The 16,615-nt window shown below is 70.6% G+C and carries 14 protein-coding genes; 7 read left to right on the top strand and 7 right to left on the bottom strand.

All coding sequences use genetic code 11. From position 1 onward, the window contains the following. Nucleotides 1-152 precede the first annotated feature (152 nt). On the top strand, nt 153-1,103 hold the full coding sequence (locus AC3EGR_RS22065; protein ID WP_488548679.1) for a hypothetical protein: 951 nt from the start codon (nt 153-155) through the stop codon (nt 1,101-1,103). A gap of 40 nt (nt 1,104-1,143) precedes the next feature. On the opposite strand, the gene AC3EGR_RS22060 is transcribed toward AC3EGR_RS22065, so the two are convergent. The 4 genes from AC3EGR_RS22060 to AC3EGR_RS22045 form a co-directional block, all read right to left on the bottom strand. Continuing rightward, on the bottom strand, nt 1,144-3,171 hold the full coding sequence (locus AC3EGR_RS22060; RefSeq protein ID WP_488548678.1) for a penicillin-binding protein 1A: 2,028 nt from the start codon (nt 3,169-3,171) through the stop codon (nt 1,144-1,146). Nucleotides 3,172-3,268: 97 nt separating this feature from the next. Further along, on the bottom strand, nt 3,269-3,625 hold the full coding sequence (locus AC3EGR_RS22055) for a translation initiation factor Sui1 (protein WP_488548677.1): 357 nt from the start codon (nt 3,623-3,625) through the stop codon (nt 3,269-3,271). 41 nt (nt 3,626-3,666) lie between these two features. Further along, on the bottom strand, nt 3,667-3,849 hold the full coding sequence (locus tag AC3EGR_RS22050) for a hypothetical protein (RefSeq protein WP_488548676.1): 183 nt from the start codon (nt 3,847-3,849) through the stop codon (nt 3,667-3,669). Between the two features lie 103 nt (nt 3,850-3,952). Next, nucleotides 3,953-5,512 (bottom strand): amidase family protein, encoded by a 1,560-nt coding sequence (locus AC3EGR_RS22045; protein WP_488548675.1) that lies wholly within the window; start codon nt 5,510-5,512, stop codon nt 3,953-3,955. A 185-nt stretch (nt 5,513-5,697) separates the two neighbouring features. Here AC3EGR_RS22045 and AC3EGR_RS22040 point away from each other — a divergent pair, with 185 nt between their 5' ends. Beyond that, the gene (locus AC3EGR_RS22040) at nt 5,698-6,828 is read left to right on the top strand and encodes a chitosanase (RefSeq protein ID WP_488548674.1); all 1,131 of its coding nucleotides are present in this window, start codon (nt 5,698-5,700) and stop codon (nt 6,826-6,828) included. Nucleotides 6,829-6,905: 77 nt separating this feature from the next. Here the strand turns inward: AC3EGR_RS22040 and AC3EGR_RS22035 are convergent, their stop codons facing one another. Further along, a complete protein-coding gene (locus AC3EGR_RS22035; protein WP_488548673.1) occupies nt 6,906-7,928 on the bottom strand; it encodes a LacI family DNA-binding transcriptional regulator in 1,023 nt (340 codons plus the stop codon). 140 nt (nt 7,929-8,068) lie between these two features. Here AC3EGR_RS22035 and AC3EGR_RS22030 point away from each other — a divergent pair, with 140 nt between their 5' ends. The 5 genes from AC3EGR_RS22030 to AC3EGR_RS22010 are packed head-to-tail and all read left to right on the top strand — an operon-like array spanning nt 8,069 to nt 14,159. Then, on the top strand, nt 8,069-9,100 hold the full coding sequence (locus tag AC3EGR_RS22030) for a TRAP transporter substrate-binding protein (RefSeq protein WP_488548672.1): 1,032 nt from the start codon (nt 8,069-8,071) through the stop codon (nt 9,098-9,100). 13 nt (nt 9,101-9,113) lie between these two features. Then, complete coding sequence (locus AC3EGR_RS22025; RefSeq protein WP_488548671.1) at nt 9,114-10,994, top strand: TRAP transporter large permease; 1,881 nt, start codon at nt 9,114-9,116, stop codon at nt 10,992-10,994. Between the two features lie 14 nt (nt 10,995-11,008). Continuing rightward, nucleotides 11,009-11,563, top strand: a complete 555-nt coding sequence (locus AC3EGR_RS22020) for a VOC family protein (protein WP_488548670.1) — start codon at nt 11,009-11,011, stop codon at nt 11,561-11,563. 2 nt (nt 11,564-11,565) lie between these two features. After that, a complete protein-coding gene (locus AC3EGR_RS22015; protein ID WP_488548669.1) occupies nt 11,566-12,849 on the top strand; it encodes a ribulose-bisphosphate carboxylase large subunit family protein in 1,284 nt (427 codons plus the stop codon). Then, nucleotides 12,846-14,159 (top strand): four-carbon acid sugar kinase family protein, encoded by a 1,314-nt coding sequence (locus AC3EGR_RS22010; RefSeq protein ID WP_488548668.1) that lies wholly within the window; start codon nt 12,846-12,848, stop codon nt 14,157-14,159. The genes AC3EGR_RS22015 and AC3EGR_RS22010 overlap by 4 nt, the downstream gene beginning before the upstream one ends. 72 nt (nt 14,160-14,231) lie before the next feature. Here the strand turns inward: AC3EGR_RS22010 and AC3EGR_RS22005 are convergent, their stop codons facing one another. Next, nucleotides 14,232-15,290: an alpha/beta fold hydrolase gene (locus tag AC3EGR_RS22005; RefSeq protein ID WP_488548667.1), complete on the bottom strand. Its 1,059-nt coding sequence runs from the start codon at nt 15,288-15,290 to the stop codon at nt 14,232-14,234. Between the two features lie 92 nt (nt 15,291-15,382). Further along, entirely contained in the window at nt 15,383-16,447 is a 1,065-nt protein-coding gene (locus AC3EGR_RS22000) for an Ldh family oxidoreductase (protein WP_488548666.1), read from the bottom strand. Nucleotides 16,448-16,615 lie beyond the last annotated feature (168 nt).

The raw sequence follows: 16,615 nt of genomic DNA, 5'->3' as shown, positions 1-16,615 counted from the left end.
TCGGGTGGCCCCGCCCCCCGCGCAGATGGCTCGGCAGGGCGCGCAAGTGCGAAAAAATCGCGGGATGAGGCGTTCCGGCGTACGACCATTGAACTTGTGCGCGTAGGCATCCTCCTACCGCGTTCATGTCTTTCTGCTGGAGAGCCATCCGCATGTTGAAGTCCGGTACCGCCGCGCTGCTCGTTCTCGCGGCCGTCTTCCCGTCCATCTCCCGTGCCGACGCCTTCGACAAGGGCATGGACACGATGTGGGAAGTGCTGTGGCACCAGAGCGGCACCGCCACGCGCGTCGTGCGCTGGGACCAGGACCTGAAGGTGCGCGTCTTCGGCGCCGATGCGGCTGGCCACAAGGCCCACACGCTGCGGGCGCTACGCGACGTGGCGGCCGAGGCCGGCCTGAAAGTCATCGACGTGAGCGACGATGCCGATGCGGCGCGCGAGGCGAACGTGAGCGTGGAGATCGTCCCGGACAGCCAGCTCAGCGAAGCCCAGCCTTGCGAGACGCGGCTGCACTACGCGACCGAGACCCGCATCGACTCGGTGACCATGCAGATGCGCGCCAGCGAGGAATGGCGCTGCGCCTACCACGAGTCCATGCACGTCATGGGCGTGCGCGGGCATCCCGAAGGGGCCACCGTGCTGAGCTACTTCGCGACCAAGGTCGAAGGCCTGCAGCCCCTGGACAAGGCGATGCTGCGCGCCTGGTATTCGCCGCGTGCGCGTGGCGGCATGACGCCGTTCGAGATGCTGCCCATCCTGGCCGACGAGCTGGTCGCCATCCTCCCGGACAAGGCGCGGGCCCAACAGTCGCGTGACCGCTACCTCGTGCGCACGGTGCAGGAGATGCAGTCCTTCGCCCAGGGCCAGGCGGACGTGCCGATGATCGTGAAGAAGTGCGGCAAGTCCACGGAGCAAGGCATCCGCTACGGCCGCATGGAGATGAGCTACTTCCTGGGCGTGGCCTACCTGCAGGGCGCTTCCGTCGCCAGGGACGAGGCCCAGGCCGTGAACTGGCTGCAGCGCGCCGCCAGCCTCGGCAGCCGCTCCGCGCTCGCGCAACTGGGCGCGGCAGGCAACACGCTGGCCGGGAGCGGGAAAAGCTAGGCGGCCCGCCGCTCCCCGGCGAGTTCGTCCGGGAACCCGCTCACTGGATCATCCGCATCAGTCTTCCGAGCAGGTCGTTCACGATCTCCTGCACCGGGTCGGCCTGCTCGCGCGGCTTCGGCCGCGGCCGCGGGATGTCGAACTCCACCCGCCCGTCCACCGCCCGCGTGCGCAGGGCCTGCGCGAAGAATTCGCCCACGATCGGCAGCGCGCTGCGGGCGCCCTGCCCCCAGCTGTCGCCCATGGTGACGCGGCTGTCGTTGAAGCCGACCCAGGCGCCCGCGACCAGCTGCGGGTGCATCAGGATGAACCAGCCGTCGGTGTTATCCTGCGTGGTGCCGGTCTTGCCGGCCACGTCGGCCTGGATGCCGTAGCGCGTGCGGATGGCCGTGCCCGTGCCTTCGTCGACCACGCCGCGCATCACGTCCACCAGTTGCAGCGCCTGCGACCTGGGCATCACCTCCATGCCCTTGGGCCGCGTCAGCAGCGCGAGCGTGTGCCCCTCGCGGTTGTCCACGCGGGAGACGATCTGCGGCTCGCCCAGGTAGCGGCCGCTGTTGGCCAGCGTGCCGTAGGCGGTGAGCATCTCGCGCAGCGTCACCGGGCTGGTCCCCAGGGCCAGGGAGGGCACGAGCTCCAGCTTGCTGCTGCGCACGCCGAGGTTGAAGGCGAACTCGCCCACCTTTTGCGGCCCGACCCGCTCCATCACCTGGGCGGTGATGGTGTTGCGCGACTGCGCGAGGCCTTCGCGCAGCGTCATCGGCTGGCCGGTGGGCGGCGTCGCGTCGCGCGGCGTCCAGGGCGCTCCGCCCCGGTCGTGGTAGGTCACGACCTGGTCGATGAAGGTGTCCTGCGGCGACAGCCCGTGGGCGAAGGCCGCGCCGTAGACGAAGGGCTTGAAGGTGGAACCGGGTTGCCGCCGTGCCTGGTTGACGTGGTCGAACTGGTCCTGCGTGAAGTCCGCGCTGCCGACCCAGGCCTTCACCTCGTTGCTGCGCGGGTCCAGCGCCAGGAAGCCAGCCTGCAGCAGCTGGCGCTCGTCGCCCTTGTGGCGGGCGCGGTCGGCCAGGTCCTGCAGCTGGCGTAGCTGCCGCGTGACCGCCGCATTGGCCGCCTTCTGCAGGCGCGAGTCGATGCTGGTGCGCACGACCAGGCCGTCGGCGTAGATGTCGTAGTCCTCGCGGTCGGCCCAGGCGATCAGCCACTTCTTGATCTGCTGCGCGGCGTGGGCCGCGATGCCCACCTGCTGGTCCTGGCGCTCGAAGTCGACGCGCAGCGGCCGCGCGGCGAGCTGCTCGGCGCGCTTGGGGTCCAGCTTGCCGTACTTCGCCATCTGCGCCAGCACGGTGTTGCGGCGCTCGCGCGCGCGCTCCGGGTTGAGCACGGGGTTGTAGTAGGCGGTGCCCTTGAGCATGCCGATCAGCGTGGCGCTCTCCAGCACGTCGAGCTTGTCGGCGGACTTGTCGAAATAGGTCCGGGCGGCCATCTCGATGCCGAAGGCGTTGTACAGGAAGGGAACCGTGTTGAGGTAGGTCTCCAGGATCTCGTCCTTGGAGTAGATGCTCTCGATCTTGAGCGCGGTGATCGCTTCCTTGGCCTTGCGCGTGAGCGACAGCGAACGGCCGATCTCCTCGGGGTACAGGTTGCGCGCGAGCTGCTGCGTGATGGTGGAGCCGCCCTCGCGGCGGCCGCGCAAGGTGTTCAGCACCGCGGCGCCCGTGCGGCGCAGGTCGATGCCATGGTGCTCGTAGAAGCGGCGGTCCTCGGTGGCGATCAGCGCATCGACGACCGGCCTGGAGATCTTCTTCAGCGGCACCCACTCGCGGTTGATCCGCTTGAACTCCGCCAGCACGATGCCGTCGGAGGACATCACCACGCTGGGCACCTCCGACTTGGCCTTGCGCAGGTCCGCGGTGCTGGGCGTGAAGGGGATGAGGACGAGGAGGTAGACGAGAAGCAGGGCCGGCGGGAGCAACGCGGTACGCACCGGATGGCGCCGCACGAGGTCGCGGGCGCTCAGCAAGTGGTCGACGGCCCAGACTCGGGCCCGGGCAAGGGCCGGGGTCATGCGCAGGAATCTAGTAGTGCTTTAGGCTGAGCCATGTAGGACTTCGTCGCGAGCCGGCGGTTCAGCTCCTGACGTAAAGCCTTGTGAGGCCTTGTGACTAACCACCGGCGCGCCTGGACTTGAAGCCCCGCTGCTGCAGCAGGGCCATCACCTTCTCCACGTGGTCCCCCTGGACCTCGATCGTGCCGTCCTTGACGGTGCCGCCGCTGCCGCACGCCGCCTTGAGGTCCTGCGCCAGTTTCACCAGGGCCGCGGCATCGACCGGGACGCCGCGCACCACGGTGACCGCTTTGCCGCCCCGGCCCTTGGTCTCGCGCAGCACCCGCGCGATGCCGTCGCCGGCGGGCGCCGCCGTCGCCTGGCGGCAGGTGCATTGCGCCACGGGCCGGCGGCACGCGGGGCACATGCGGCCGCTGTCGGTGGAATAGACGAGGCCGCCTCCCGTGTTGCGCATCCCTGCATTTTACGGAAGGACGCGGCAGCCTCGCTGCGAGCTCACTCCTGCGCGCTGCGCGAGGCGATCGCCCATTCGAGGAGCACGAAGCCGGCGGCGATCAGCACAGCCCACAGGGCGACCGAGGGCGCGAAGAGGTCCTGGGCATAGGCATCCGAGGCGCGCGTGTACGCCTTGAGCGCAACCCTGATGCCCTGTGCCCATTCCTCGTGAAGGATGTCCATGCTGTCCTCGCTGCCGGCGTGCGGCCGTCCCCGCCTGTGCAAGCAAACTTAGCACCAGCCACCCCCAACTGCCTCGCCCTTTCGGGGGGCCTAGGCAAAATGCTCAATCCAGCGGCGGCGTGCTCTGCGGTGGCTTGCGCGCATGCGTCGCCTGCTCGAACGCGTACGCCAGCGACAGCAAGCGCGGCTCGCTGTAGTCGAGCGCGAGCAGTTCCGCGCCCACGGGAACGCCGATGGGCGCGCTGGCGGTCGGCGCGGAGAAGCCGGCGGGGAAGGTGACGGCGGGGAAGCCGGTGCCATGCGAGAGCACGCCGTTGCGCTCCGGCTGGTCCGGCTGGCCGGTGGCGGCCACCAGCACGCGCTGCAGGGGGTAGAGGATGGCATCGAGCTTCAGCTCGGCGAGTTTCGCCGCGACCAGCACGCGCAGCTTGTCGCGGTTGAGCATGCGCTCGCGGTACGTGGCGTTCGCCAGGCCGTCCTCGATGGCGATCTCGGCTTCCATGGTCTTCTGGATGTCGGGCGACGCGGTGCGGCTGTCCACGAGCTGGCGGAAGCTGCCCACGGGCTGGTTGGGCCCCAGCTCGGCGAAATACTGGTCGAAGGCCGCGCGTGCCTCCCAGCGATCGGCGCCGACGTTGGCGGCCAGCGCGTCGAATCCGGGCAGCGTGAAGCGCACCACCGTGGCGCCTTGCGCTTCCATGGTGCGCATCGCCTGTTCCATCACGCGGTTCACCTCCGCGTGCCGCGGCTCGCTGCCGTACAGGTTGCCCAGCACGCCGATGCGAGCACCGCGCAGCGCCCGCGCATCGAGTGCCGCCGCGTAGCCGGCCGGCACCTTGCCCACGCCGAGCGCGGTGACGGGGTCGCGCGGATCGAAGCCGGCCATGACCTCGAGCAGGCGCGCGGCGTCCTTGACCGTGCGTGCGATCGGGCCGACCTCGTCCTGCGTGAAGCTGTTGGGCATCACGCCGGCGCGGCTCACGAAGCCGCGCGTGGGCCGCACGCCCACCAGCGCGTTGGCCGAAGCGGGCGAGCGGATCGACTGGCCGGTATCGCTGCCCGTGCCCAGCACCGCGAAATTCGCGGCGACCGCGGCCGCCGTGCCGCCGCTGGAACCCCCTGGCGTGCGCGTGAGGTCGTAGGGGTTGCGCACCTGCCCGCCCAGGCTGCTGATGGAGACGCCGCCGCGCGCGAACTCCTGCAGGTTGGCCTTCGCGAGGATCAGCGCGCCCGCCGCGCGCATGCGCTCCACGGTGAAGGCGTCGCTGGCGGGCCGCGAGTTGCGCATGGCCACGTTGCCGCCCGTGGTCGGCATGTCCCGGGTGTTGAAGTTGTCCTTCAGGACGACGGGGATGCCATGCAGCGGGCCCACCTGCCCGCGCCTGGCCTTGTATTCCGCGTCCAGGCGCGCGGCTTCCTCCAGCGCCTTCGGGTTCACCGTGATCAGCGCGTTCAGCGCGGGGCCCTGCCGATCGTAGGCCTCGATGCGCGCGAGGTAGGCCTTCACCAGTTGCACCGTGGTGAGCGTGCCGGCGCGGTACGCGGCGTGGATGCTGGCGATGGTGGCCTCTTCGAGCACGAAGGGCCGGGCGGCGTGGACGGTCATCGGAAACGAAAGGAGCAGTGCCGAGACGGCATGCAGCGAGAAGTGGCGTCGGTTCATTATGTTGCGGATGGGGTGCAGCCGCCGCGAGATGCGCGGCTGCGACGCTCCCGATGCAGCTTGCATGCCAGCACCGCGCGGCAAACCAGTGCAGAGCCAGGCGCGGCAGCGGTACGCAATCCGGCAGATGGCGCAGGCGCCGCGCTGGCATATGCTGGGTGCAGCAGCTTTCCCCGGAGGCGGCCATGAGCGATGTCCTGAGTGCGACCCTGCCGTGCAGCGATTGCAGCGAGCACAGGCTGGACCTGGAAGGCACCGGCCACCACGTGCTCGAATGCCGCGAGGACCCCAGCCTGCCTAGCTATTGCGTGCTGCGCTATACGCGGGCCACTGCAACGCGCGGCGCCGCTGGGCCGACCACGGGCGCGACGCTGCCGACGATGGCCGCAGCCCAGGCGCAGGCAGCCAAGGCGATCATCAACCTCTTCGAGACCGGCACCGTGCGCGGCGCGTACGGCCAGGTGACGCTGTTGCCGGGCGACACCGGCCGCCTCAGCTACGGGCGCTCGCAGGCGAGCCTGGGTTCGGGCAACCTGCACCTGATGGTGGAACGTTACTGCGGCGCGGACGGCGCGCGCTTCGCGGATCGCCTGCGTGCCTGGCTGCCGGCGCTCGAGCGGCGCAGCACCGCCGCCGACACGGACCTGCGGCTGCACAACCTGCTGCGCGCGTGTGCCGACGACCCCGTCATGCGCGACGTGCAGGACGCCTTCTTCGACGAGACGTACTGGGCCCCGGCGGTGCGCGCGGCCACGCGCCTGGGGATCCACTCCCCGCTGGGCGTGGCAGTCGTCTACGACAGCTGGGTGCACGGCTCCTGGGGCCTGCTGCGCGATCGCACGCAGGCTGGCGGCGCGCTGCAGCCCGGCGGTGAGCACGAATGGATCCGCCGCTATGTGCGCACGCGGCGCGAGTGGCTGGCGACGCATCCGAATGCGCTGCTGCGCCAGACCGTGTACCGCATGGACGCCTTCCAGCGCCTGATCGCGCTGGACGCCTGGCAACTGCCGCTGCCGCTGGTGGTGCGCGACGCCGAGATTTCGCTGGCGACCCTGTCGGCCCTGCCCCCTGGCTGCTACGACGGTCCGCCGCCCGGCACCCGCGACCTGGCCGTGCGCACGCCACTGCAGCGCGGGCTGGATGTGCGGCTGGTGCAGCTCGCCCTGTCGGACCAGGGCTGCGACGTGCGCGCCGACGGGATCTTCGGCAACGGCACCGCGCGTTTCATCCGCGTGTTCCAGAAGACGAGCGCCCTGCCGGAGACGGGCGTGGCGGACGTGTCGCTGATCCGCAGGTTGATGACGATGGAGGGGTGAGAGGGGCGTGCGGCGGTGGGGTCCACTGCGGTTCACCTTCCGCGGCTGCGCCGCGGACCCCACCGCCCCCGACGCCCCTAAGGCAAGTTCTCCCGGAAGATCACCTGGCTCCGCACCTGCTCGACGCCGATGTTCGGCTCCCGGCCATCGCGCAGGTTGGCGAAGATGCGCACGCAGTTCATCACCGCGCCTTGCGGGTTCTGCGTGATCACCGCGTCCATCGTCCCGTCGATCAGCAGCGCGCGCGTGTCCGGCGTGAGGCCGTGGCCGATGAACACGGGCGCGCGCGCCAGCCGGGCTTCGCGGATCGCCCGCGCGATGCCTTCGGGCCCGCCGCCGATGTTGTAGATGCCCGCCAGGTCGCCGTGCTGCTCGAACAGCGCCCGGGCCTGCCGGTAGTTCTTCTCCGCGTCGTCCTGGCCTTCGCGCAGCCCCACGACCTGCACGTCGGGATACTGCTCCTCGAACAGGTGCAGGAAACCCGCCTCGCGCTCCTCGTGGGCGCGGTAGCTCAGCGAGCCCGCGATCATCGCGACCTTCGCGCGCTGGCCACGTGCCAGCGGCCCCATGAAGCGCGCGATCAGGTAGGCGGCCGTGCGCCCCGCCGCGCGGTTGTCCAGGCCGACATAGGACGCGCGCTGCGAATTCGACAGGTCCGAAATCAGCGTCACCGTGGGCACGCCGCGCGCCGCCAGTTCCGCCACTGCCTCGCGCACCACCGGATGCTCCAGCGCCATGAAGGCGATGCCGTCGCACTTCCTGCCCTGCCTGAGCAGTTCGCGGGCGAGCGCCTGCGGGTTGAAGCTCTCGATGTATTCGGCCTGGCAGCGCACGTTGAACGGCGCCCAGTGGTCCTGCGAGTAGCCGATCACGTCGCCCAGCATGCGCAGGAAGCGGTTGCTGCCCTCCGGGATGAGGAAGGCCAGCCGCAGCGGCTTGGGCGCGAGAGCGGTCATCGCTTTCGCGTGCGACACGTAGCCCAGGTCGGCCGCGGCCTGCATTACCCGGTGCACGGTCGCCGCGCGCACGCCGCTGCGGCCATGCAGCACGCGGTCCACCGTGGCCAGCGAGACCTCGGCGCGCAGGGCGACTTGTTCCATCCGCGGCAGGGACACCTCAAAACCCCTCAAAAAGCCGGTTTGACGGGCCGGCCCTGGGAACCTACTCTAGCGCCGTTCGGGGCCAAAAGGCAATGCGCCAGCCTCAGAAGACCTCAAAACCCGTCATCAGGAGACAAGCCATGACCCGCCCCTTCGCGCCCGCCTCGCGCCGCACCGTCCTGCGCCAGCTCGGTGCCCTGCCCGCCGCCGCCGTGGCCGCCGCCGTCCCCGGTTTCGCCCGTGCCGCGGAGTACTCCCTGAAGTACGGCAACAACCTGCCGCTGACGCACCCGCTGAACGTGCGCGCGCAGGAAGCAGCGGACCGCATCGCCAAGGAGAGCAAGGGGCGCGTCGAGGTCAAGATCTTCCCGAACAACCAGCTCGGTGGCGACACCGACATGCTGGCGCAGGTGCGCTCCGGCGGTATCGACTTCTTCACGCCCTCCGCGCTGGTGATCGCCACGCTGGTGCCGGTGGCCGCGATCAACGCCACGGGCTTCGCCTTCGGCGACTACGGCCAGGTGTGGAACGCGATGGACGGCAAGGTCGGCGCCCACGTGCGGGCCGCCATCGGCAAGATGCGCCTGCATGCCTTCGAGAAGATGTGGGACAACGGCTTCCGCCAGATGACCAGCAGCAAGGCGCCGATCACCGCCGCCAAGGACATGGACGGCCTGAAGATCCGCGTGCCGGTGAGCCCGCTGTCGGTGAGCATGTTCAAGGGCCTGGGCGCCTCGCCGGCCAGCCTGCAGTTCAGCGAGGTCTACTCCGCCCTGCAGACGAAGATCGTCGACGCGCAGGAGAACCCGCTGCCCATCATCCAGGTGGCCAAGCTGTTCGAGGTGCAGAAGCACTGCTCGCTGTCCAACCACATCTGGGACGGCTTCTGGTTCATCGCCAACGGCCGCATGTGGGAAGGCCTGCCCGCCGACCTGAAGACGGTGGTGTCCACCGCCATCAACGACGCCGGGGTGAAGCAGCGCGAGGACATCAAGAAGCTCAACGAGACGGTGCAGGCGGACCTCGCCACCAAGGGCCTGCAGTTCAACAAGACCAACCCGGACAGCTTCCGCGCCAAGCTGCGTGAAGCCGGCTTCTACGCCGAGTGGAAGGGCCGCTTCGGCGACGAGGCCTGGGGCCTGCTGGAGCAGTCGGTCGGCAAGCTGGCGTGAGCGCGGCGCGGCCATGACGCCCTCCCTCGCGCAGGAGATGCCCGCGCCCGCGCCCACCGGCGCGGCCGGCACGGCGGCGCGCCGCGTCGACGCGGTGCTGGGCGCCGCCGTGGAGACGGCCGCCGGCGCTTTGGTGCTGGTGGAGATCTTCGTGTTGCTGGCCGGGGTGATCGCGCGCTACGCCTTCCACCGGCCGCTGGTGTGGTCCGACGAGCTCGCCTCGCTGCTGTTCCTGTGGCTGTCCATGCTGGGCGCCGTGGTGGCGCTGCGGCGCGGCGAGCACATGCGCATGACGGGGCTCGTGAGCCGCGTCGGCCCGCGCACGCAGGCCCTGCTGGAAACGCTGGCACTGACCATCCCCCTTGCCTTCCTCGCGCTGGTGATCTGGCCCGCGTTCGAGTACGCCCGCGAGGAACTGCCGGTGGTCAGCCCCGCCATGGAGATCAGCAACGCTTGGCGCGCCAGTGCAATCCCGGTCGGCCTCTCGCTCATGGGCGTGATGGCGCTGCTGCGGCTGTGCCGCCAGCATCCGCCGCGGCACATCGTGGCGGCGCTGGTGCTCACGGCAGCGGCAACCGCCTTGTTCTGGCTCGCGGGCCCGACGCTGGCGCCATTGGGCAAGCTGAACCTGGTCATCTTCTTCGTCGCGCTGGTGGCTGCCTGCGTCTTCGGCGGCGTGCCAATCGCCTTCTCCTTCGCGCTGGCCACCTTCGCCTACCTCGGCCTCACCACCCGCACGCCCATGCTGGTGATGGTGGGCCGGCTGGACGAAGGCATGTCGCACCTGATCCTGCTGGCGGTGCCGCTGTTCATCTTCCTCGGCGCGCTGATCGAGATGACCGGCATGGCGCGCGCCATGATCCAGTTCCTGGCCAGCCTGCTGGGACATGTGCGCGGCGGCCTCTCGTACGTGCTGATCGGGGCCATGTACCTCGTCTCGGGCATCTCCGGCTCCAAGATCGCCGACATGGCCGCCATCGCGCCGGTGCTGTTTCCCGAGATGAAGAAGCGCGGCGCCAAGCCAGGCGACCTGGTGGCACTGCTGTCCGCGACCGGGGCCCAGACCGAGACGATTCCGCCTTCCATCGTGCTGATCACCATCGGCTCGGTGACGGGCGTGTCGATCGCGGCGCTGTTCACCGGCGGCCTGCTGCCCGCCGTCGTGGTGGGTGCCTTCCTGTGCGCCGTGGTGTGGTGGCGGTACCGTCGCGAGGACCTGTCCGGCGTGCGCCGCTACGACCGCCGGGACATCGGCCGCTTCCTGCTGGTGGCCCTGCCCGCGATCGCGCTGCCCTTCGTGATCCGCGCCGCGGTGGTGGAGGGCATTGCCACCGCCACCGAGGTGTCTACCATCGGCATCGCCTACGCGGTGATCGTCGGCATCTTCATCCACCGGCAGTTCGACCTCAGGCGCATCCCCCGCATGCTGGTGGAAACCGCATCGCTCACCGGCGCCATCATCTTCATCGTCGGCTGCGCCACGGCGATGGCCTGGGGGCTGACGCAGTCGGGCTTCTCGCAGGACCTGGCAGCCGTGATGAAGGCGATGCCCGGCGGTGCTGTCGGCTTTATGGCCGTGTCCGTGCTCGCCTTCGTCGTGCTGGGCAGCGTGCTGGAAGGGATCCCCGCCATCGTGCTGTTCGGCCCGCTGCTCTTCCCGATCGCGCGCGCGGTCGGCATCCACGAGGTGCACTACGCCATGGTGGTGATCTTCGCCATGGGTATCGGCCTGTTCGCGCCGCCCTTCGGCGTGGGCTACTACGGCGCCTGCGCCATCAGCAAGATCCATCCCGACGAGGGCCTGAAGCACATCGGCGGCTACATCCTGGCCCTGCTGGTCGGCCTGGCCGTGGTCGCGTCCGTGCCCTGGATCTCCACCGGCTTCCTGAAGTAAGAGGTTTCCTTCCCATGAGCAGATTCTTCGGCGAGATCCGCCAGGTCGCCTATCTCGTGCCCGACATCGAGGCGGCGATGGACTACTGGGCCAACGTGCTGGGCGTGGGCCCCTGGTTCTACAACCCGCGCGTGCCGATCCGCAACTACACCTACCGCGGCGAGCGCTACGAGCCGCACAACTCGGTGGCGCTGGCCAACGCGGGCGGCCTGCAGGTGGAACTGCTGCAGACGCGCAACGACGTGCCGTCCATGTACCGCGACTTCATCCGCGCCGGCCACCAGGGCGCGCAGCACTTCGCCTACTGGACCGAGAACTTCGACGCGGATCTCGCGCGCGCGGAAGCGGCGGGCTTCAAGGTCTGCATGGGCGGCGAGGTCGGCGAGAACGGCCGCTTCGTGTACTTCGAGGACCGCAGCAGCCACCCGGGCGTGCACCCCGGCACCGTGGTGGAGCTCTCGGAAGTCGCGGGCCCCAAAGGCAAGCTCTTCAAGATGATCCGCGAGGCGGCGCAGGACTGGGACGGCAAGGACCCGGTGCGGCCCTTCCCCGACCTGAGCAAGCTCTGACGATGGCCGGCGAACGCTTCCAGGCCACTTACCTGATCGAGACGCCGCTGGACCCCGCGCACGTGGCGGAGGTGCTGGCCGGCGAGCAGTCCAGCGGCACCTTCACCCGCGTGGCGGGCGAAACCGACGCCTTGCGCGAGCGCGCGCGCGCCACGGTGGAATCGGTCGAATTGCTGGACGTGGCCGACGCGCCCAGCCTGCCCAATGGCTGGATGGAACGCCGCGGCATGCTGCGCGAGCCGCAGCGCTGGCAGCGCGCCCGGCTGCGCGTGAGTTTTCCGGTCGCCAACGTGGGCGGCAACCTGCCGACGCTGGCCGCCACGGTGTCGGGCAACCTGTTCGACCTGGGCGAAGTCACCGGCCTGCGCCTCGAATCGCTGCAGCTGCCCGCGGCCTACCGCCGCCAGTTCGAGCTGCCGGTGCAGGGGATCGACGGCACGCGCCGGCTGGCGGGCGTGCAAGGCCGCCCGCTGATCGGCACCATCATCAAGCCCAACGTGGGCCTCTCAGCGGAAGAGACGGGCGAGCTCGTGGGCAAGCTGTGCGCCGCCGGCGTCGACTTCGTGAAGGACGACGAGTGCTGCGGCAACCCCGTGCATGCGCCGCTGGAGCGGCGCGTGCGCGCGGTCATGCGCCGCGTGCGCCTGCACCAGGAGCGCACGGGCAAGCGGGTGATGGTGGCCTTCAACATCAGCGACGATTCGGACGCGATGAAGCGGCACGCCGACCTGGTGGAGCGCGAGGGCGGAAGCTGCGTGATGGTCAGCCTCAACTGGTGCGGCTTCTCCGCGGTGCAGGCGCTGCGCCGGCACACGCGCCTGGCCATCCACGGCCACCGCAACGGCTTCGGCGCGCTGTCGCGCCATCCCCTGCTGGGATTCTCCTTCCAGCCCTGGCAGGCCTTGTGGCGCCTGGCCGGGGTGGACCACATGCACGTGCACGGCCTGCAAGGCAAGTTCGCGCAGAGCGACGAGGAAGTGATCGAGGCCGCGCGCGACTCGCTGTCGCCCCTGGCCGAGGGCTGCGACGACCGCGTGCTGCCCGCTTTCTCCAATGGCCAGTGGGCCGGCACCGTGCCCGCGACCTGGGCCAGCGTGGGCAGCCTCGACCTGCTGTTCATGGCGGGCGGCGGCATCCTCGCGCATCCCGACGGCGCGGCGGCGGGCGTCGCCAGCCTGCAGCAGGCGTGGGACGCGGTGCAGGGCGGCGAGACGCTGGCGGACCGCGCGATGCGCTCGCCGGAACTCAAGCGCGCGCTGGAATTCTTCGGAAAAAAGGCCGGGTGATCGACGTGCGCATCGGGTGGTACGGCGACGACTTCACCGGTGCGACCGACACGCTGGCCGTGCTGGCGCAAGGCGGCCTGCGGGCGATGCTGTTCCTGGGCGTGCCGCGACCGGAACACCTGGAACGCGCGCGGCAGGTGCTGGGCGGGCCGCTGGATGCGGTCGGCATCGCCGGTGCGGCGCGTGCGATGGCGCCTGCGGCCATGGAGGCCGAGCTGGTCCTCGTTGCCGATTTCTTCGCGCGCGCGGGCGTGCCGCTGCTGCACTACAAGGTCTGCTCCACGTTCGACAGCGCACCGCAGGTCGGCAACATCGCCGTCGCGGTGCGCACGCTGCGCGCCGGGCGGCCAAACCCGCTGGTGGCCATCGTCGCCGGCCAGCCCAGCCTGGGACGCTACTGCGCGTTCAGCAACCTGTTCGCGGCCGCCGGGCGCGATGGCGCGGTGGAACGCATCGACCGCCACCCCACGATGCGCGCGCATCCGGTGACGCCGATGGCGGAGGCGGACTTGCGGCGGCATCTGGCGCAGCAAGGGCTGGAGCCGGTGGCCGCCCTGCACTATCCGCTGTATGCGTGCGGCGAGGATGCGCAGGACCAGGCCTTGGCGCACGCGTTGCAAGGGCAGCCGCAAGCGGTATTGATGGACCTCGCCGACGCGTCGCACCTCGCGCCCGTGGGACGCATGTTGTGGCAAGCCGCGCAGCGGCAGCCGCTGCTGGCGGTGGGCGCGAGCGCGGTGGCGCAGGCGCTGCTCGCGCATTGGGCGCTTCCGGAAGTGGAGGCACAGCGGCCGCTGGGCATGGCGCAAGGGCCGGTGCTGGTCTGGGCCGGCAGTCTTTCGCCGGTGACGGCGCGGCAAGTGCGCGCGGCGCGCTCGTACGAGACTGTGCGCATCGCGCCGCAGGACTTGTTCGATGCGGGCGCCGCCGCGCAGGCGTCCGCGCGCATCTCGGGTGCGCTGCGCGCCGGCCGGCACGTGCTGGCGTGCACGGCACCGGGGGAGGACCAAGCGCGATCCGCAACGGGCGGCGCGGAGCTCGCGGAGGCGGGAGCGCGCTTCCTGCGCGGTGTGCTGCAAGCCGAAGCGCGCGCAGCCCGGCCGCTGCGGCGCGTTGGCATCGCCGGCGGCGACACGTCCAGCCTGGCCGTGCAGGCGCTGGGCCTCTGGGGCCTGTCCTGCCGCGGCACCCTGGGCGCCGGCGTCGCGGTGAGCCGCACGCACAGCGACGATCCGGCGTTCGACGGCGTCGAGCTGATGCTCAAGGGCGGGCAGATGGGGGCGGCGGACGTGTTCGAGCAGTTGCTGTGAGGGGGTGAAGGTGGGCCGCGCTGGCGGTCGCCCACGGGCCGACGCGTCGCCCCTTCACCTCACCCCTTCACCTCACCCCTCCATCCGCGCCGAATCCGGCAAGGCCATGTAGCACACGGCGCCGTCGGCATCGCAGCCCACCGGATAGATCTTGCGGTCCGGCTCGCCCGGCTGCAGGTCCGCTTCCGACCGGAACAGCCGCGAGAACAGCCGGCGCGACTCGGTGGTCAGTCCGTCGAGGAAATAGCGGTGCCCGCCCATGCCGGTCTGCGCGTTCGAGAAGCTGATGTAGCGAAAGCCCGGCCCGCGCAACAGCGTCGTGCCCGGATCGGTCCCCAGCTTGACCTGCTTGCCGCCATCGGACACGAAGGCGCCGAAGAGCACGTTGTCCGCCTTGTTGAACGTGACGTAGGTGCGCCCCTTGGGCCGCAGCTGGTGCAGCCAGCCCGTATGGCCGTCCGCGCGCGAGCACGGCGCGAGCAGCACGACGTTGTGCGCGGTGGCCACCGATTCGCTGGCGCCGGGGATCTCCAGCATGTACTGCAGCAGGTGGGCGCCCAGGCTGTGCGCCGCCAGCGAGAAAGGCTGGGCGTTGGAGATCAGCCGCGCCGTCGCCACCGTGCGCAGGAACAGGGCGAGCGCGTCGACCGAGTCCTGCGCGTTGGTCTTGGCCTGCCGGTAGCGGCGCGCGAGCTGCTGGGCGTCCGTGCGGCTGCGCGTGGCGGGCTTGACCAGCGACAGCTCCATCTCCTCGACCGGGGCCTCGCCGCCTTCCAGGCGCGGCAGCGGGTTGCCGTCGCACAGGAAGCCCTCGGAGGGCCACGAGAAGCCGGCGACCTCCACGTTGTACTCGGCCTCCAGCTGCAGGCAGCGGCCATAGGTGTGCGCGGGCGTGTGGCTGTTGCCGTGCACGAAGACCAGCACGGGCCGTGTGCCGGAGAACAGCGGCAGCAGCAGGTCCAGTGCGTCGCGCTCGGTGACGTCCTCGTCCGTGCGCGACAGGACCCACTTGCCCGCCGCGTCGCGGGCCACCGAAGCGACGCCGATGCGGCGGCCGCCGGGCGTGAAGCTGCGCTGGAAGGCCGAGGCACCCGCCCCGGCGGCGACGTCGCGGTTGGTGAAGACGAGCATGGGGACCTCCTCGCGTGGAAGGGGCCAGTCTGCACCTGGCGAGGGCGGCTGTCAGCACCTCCTTTGGGAGAGGGGTGGGGCCGCCGTGCGGCTCACATCGGCGCCGGCGGCGCGACCTTCAGCTTCCCGGCCCAGGGCTCCAGCGCATCCATGATCCCCGGGTGCAGCACGACGCCTTCGGCGCTCTGCTTCTTCGCCAGCGCGAAGCCCTTCTCGCCGGGCAAGCGCACCGGCCTTCCCGGCTGCGCCGGCTTCGACGCGTGGCACTGCCGGGCGACCTCGTCCATCTGGCGCACGAACTCCTTGCTGCCGCCGAAGGCCGCCGGGTCCAGGATCTGCAGGAACACGGTGGCGCCCCAGCCCTGCTTGGGGTCCGCCCGGCCGAAGCCCGCGAGGCCGCCGGTGAGGGCCTCCACGGTGAGCGACAGGCCGTAGCCCTTGTGCCCCGAATCCAGCCCGCCCAGCGGCAGGATGGTCCCCTTGGGCTCCTGGAACAGCACGACCGGATCGTTGGACGCCTTGCCGTGGCCGTCGATGACCCACGCGGCCGGCAGCTTGCCGCCTTCCTGGTGCAGCCGGTTGGTCAGGCCGTTCGTGGTCGCCGAGGTGGAGATGTCGGTGACGATGGGCGTGCCGGAGGTCGGGATGCCTACCGAGATCGGATTGGGCGTGAACACCGGCGTCAGCCCGCCGAAGGGCGCGACGCTGGCGGAGTTCGCATCCGAGGACGCGAGGATCATCATCAGCCCTTGCTCCGTCGCGCGCTTGTGGAAGGCCGCAAGGCAGGCGATGTGGTGGCTCTGGCGGATCACCACCGTGCCCGTGCCGCAGCGCCTGGCCATCGCCATGCCCTTCTTCATTGCCTCCAGCACCAGCCAGGGGCCGGGCAGGCGCCGGCCGTCCCAGGTCAGCGTCGCCGGCGTTTCGCGGATCACGTGCGGCTGCCCTTGCACGTTCATGGAGCCGGACGCGACCTCGCGCAGGTAGGACGGCAGCAACTGCAGCCCGTGCGTGGTGTGGCCGAGCAGGTCGCCCTCGATCAGGATGTCGGCGACCCCCTCGGCCTTGTCGTCCGGCATGCCGACGGCGGCGAGCAGGTCGCGCGCGTAGTTGTGCAGGGCCGAGGCGTCGTAGCGGGGGGAGGACTGGGTCGTCATGGCGGGGCAGTCTACGCGCAGCCGGCGCCGCTTGCGTGTCCCTGCGCGGCCCCGCTCGAGCACGCCGGCGAAGGCCCGGCGCCCGGTCTTGCCGGACAAAGCCTGCGCCGCGCTGCGCTCCCGTCGTACCTCAGCCGTGCGCCGGATGGGCCACCATCGAGGGATTTG

This window comes from Ramlibacter sp. G4-7, from assembly GCF_057784995.1.
This window is presented reverse-complemented; position numbering and strand designations above follow the sequence as displayed.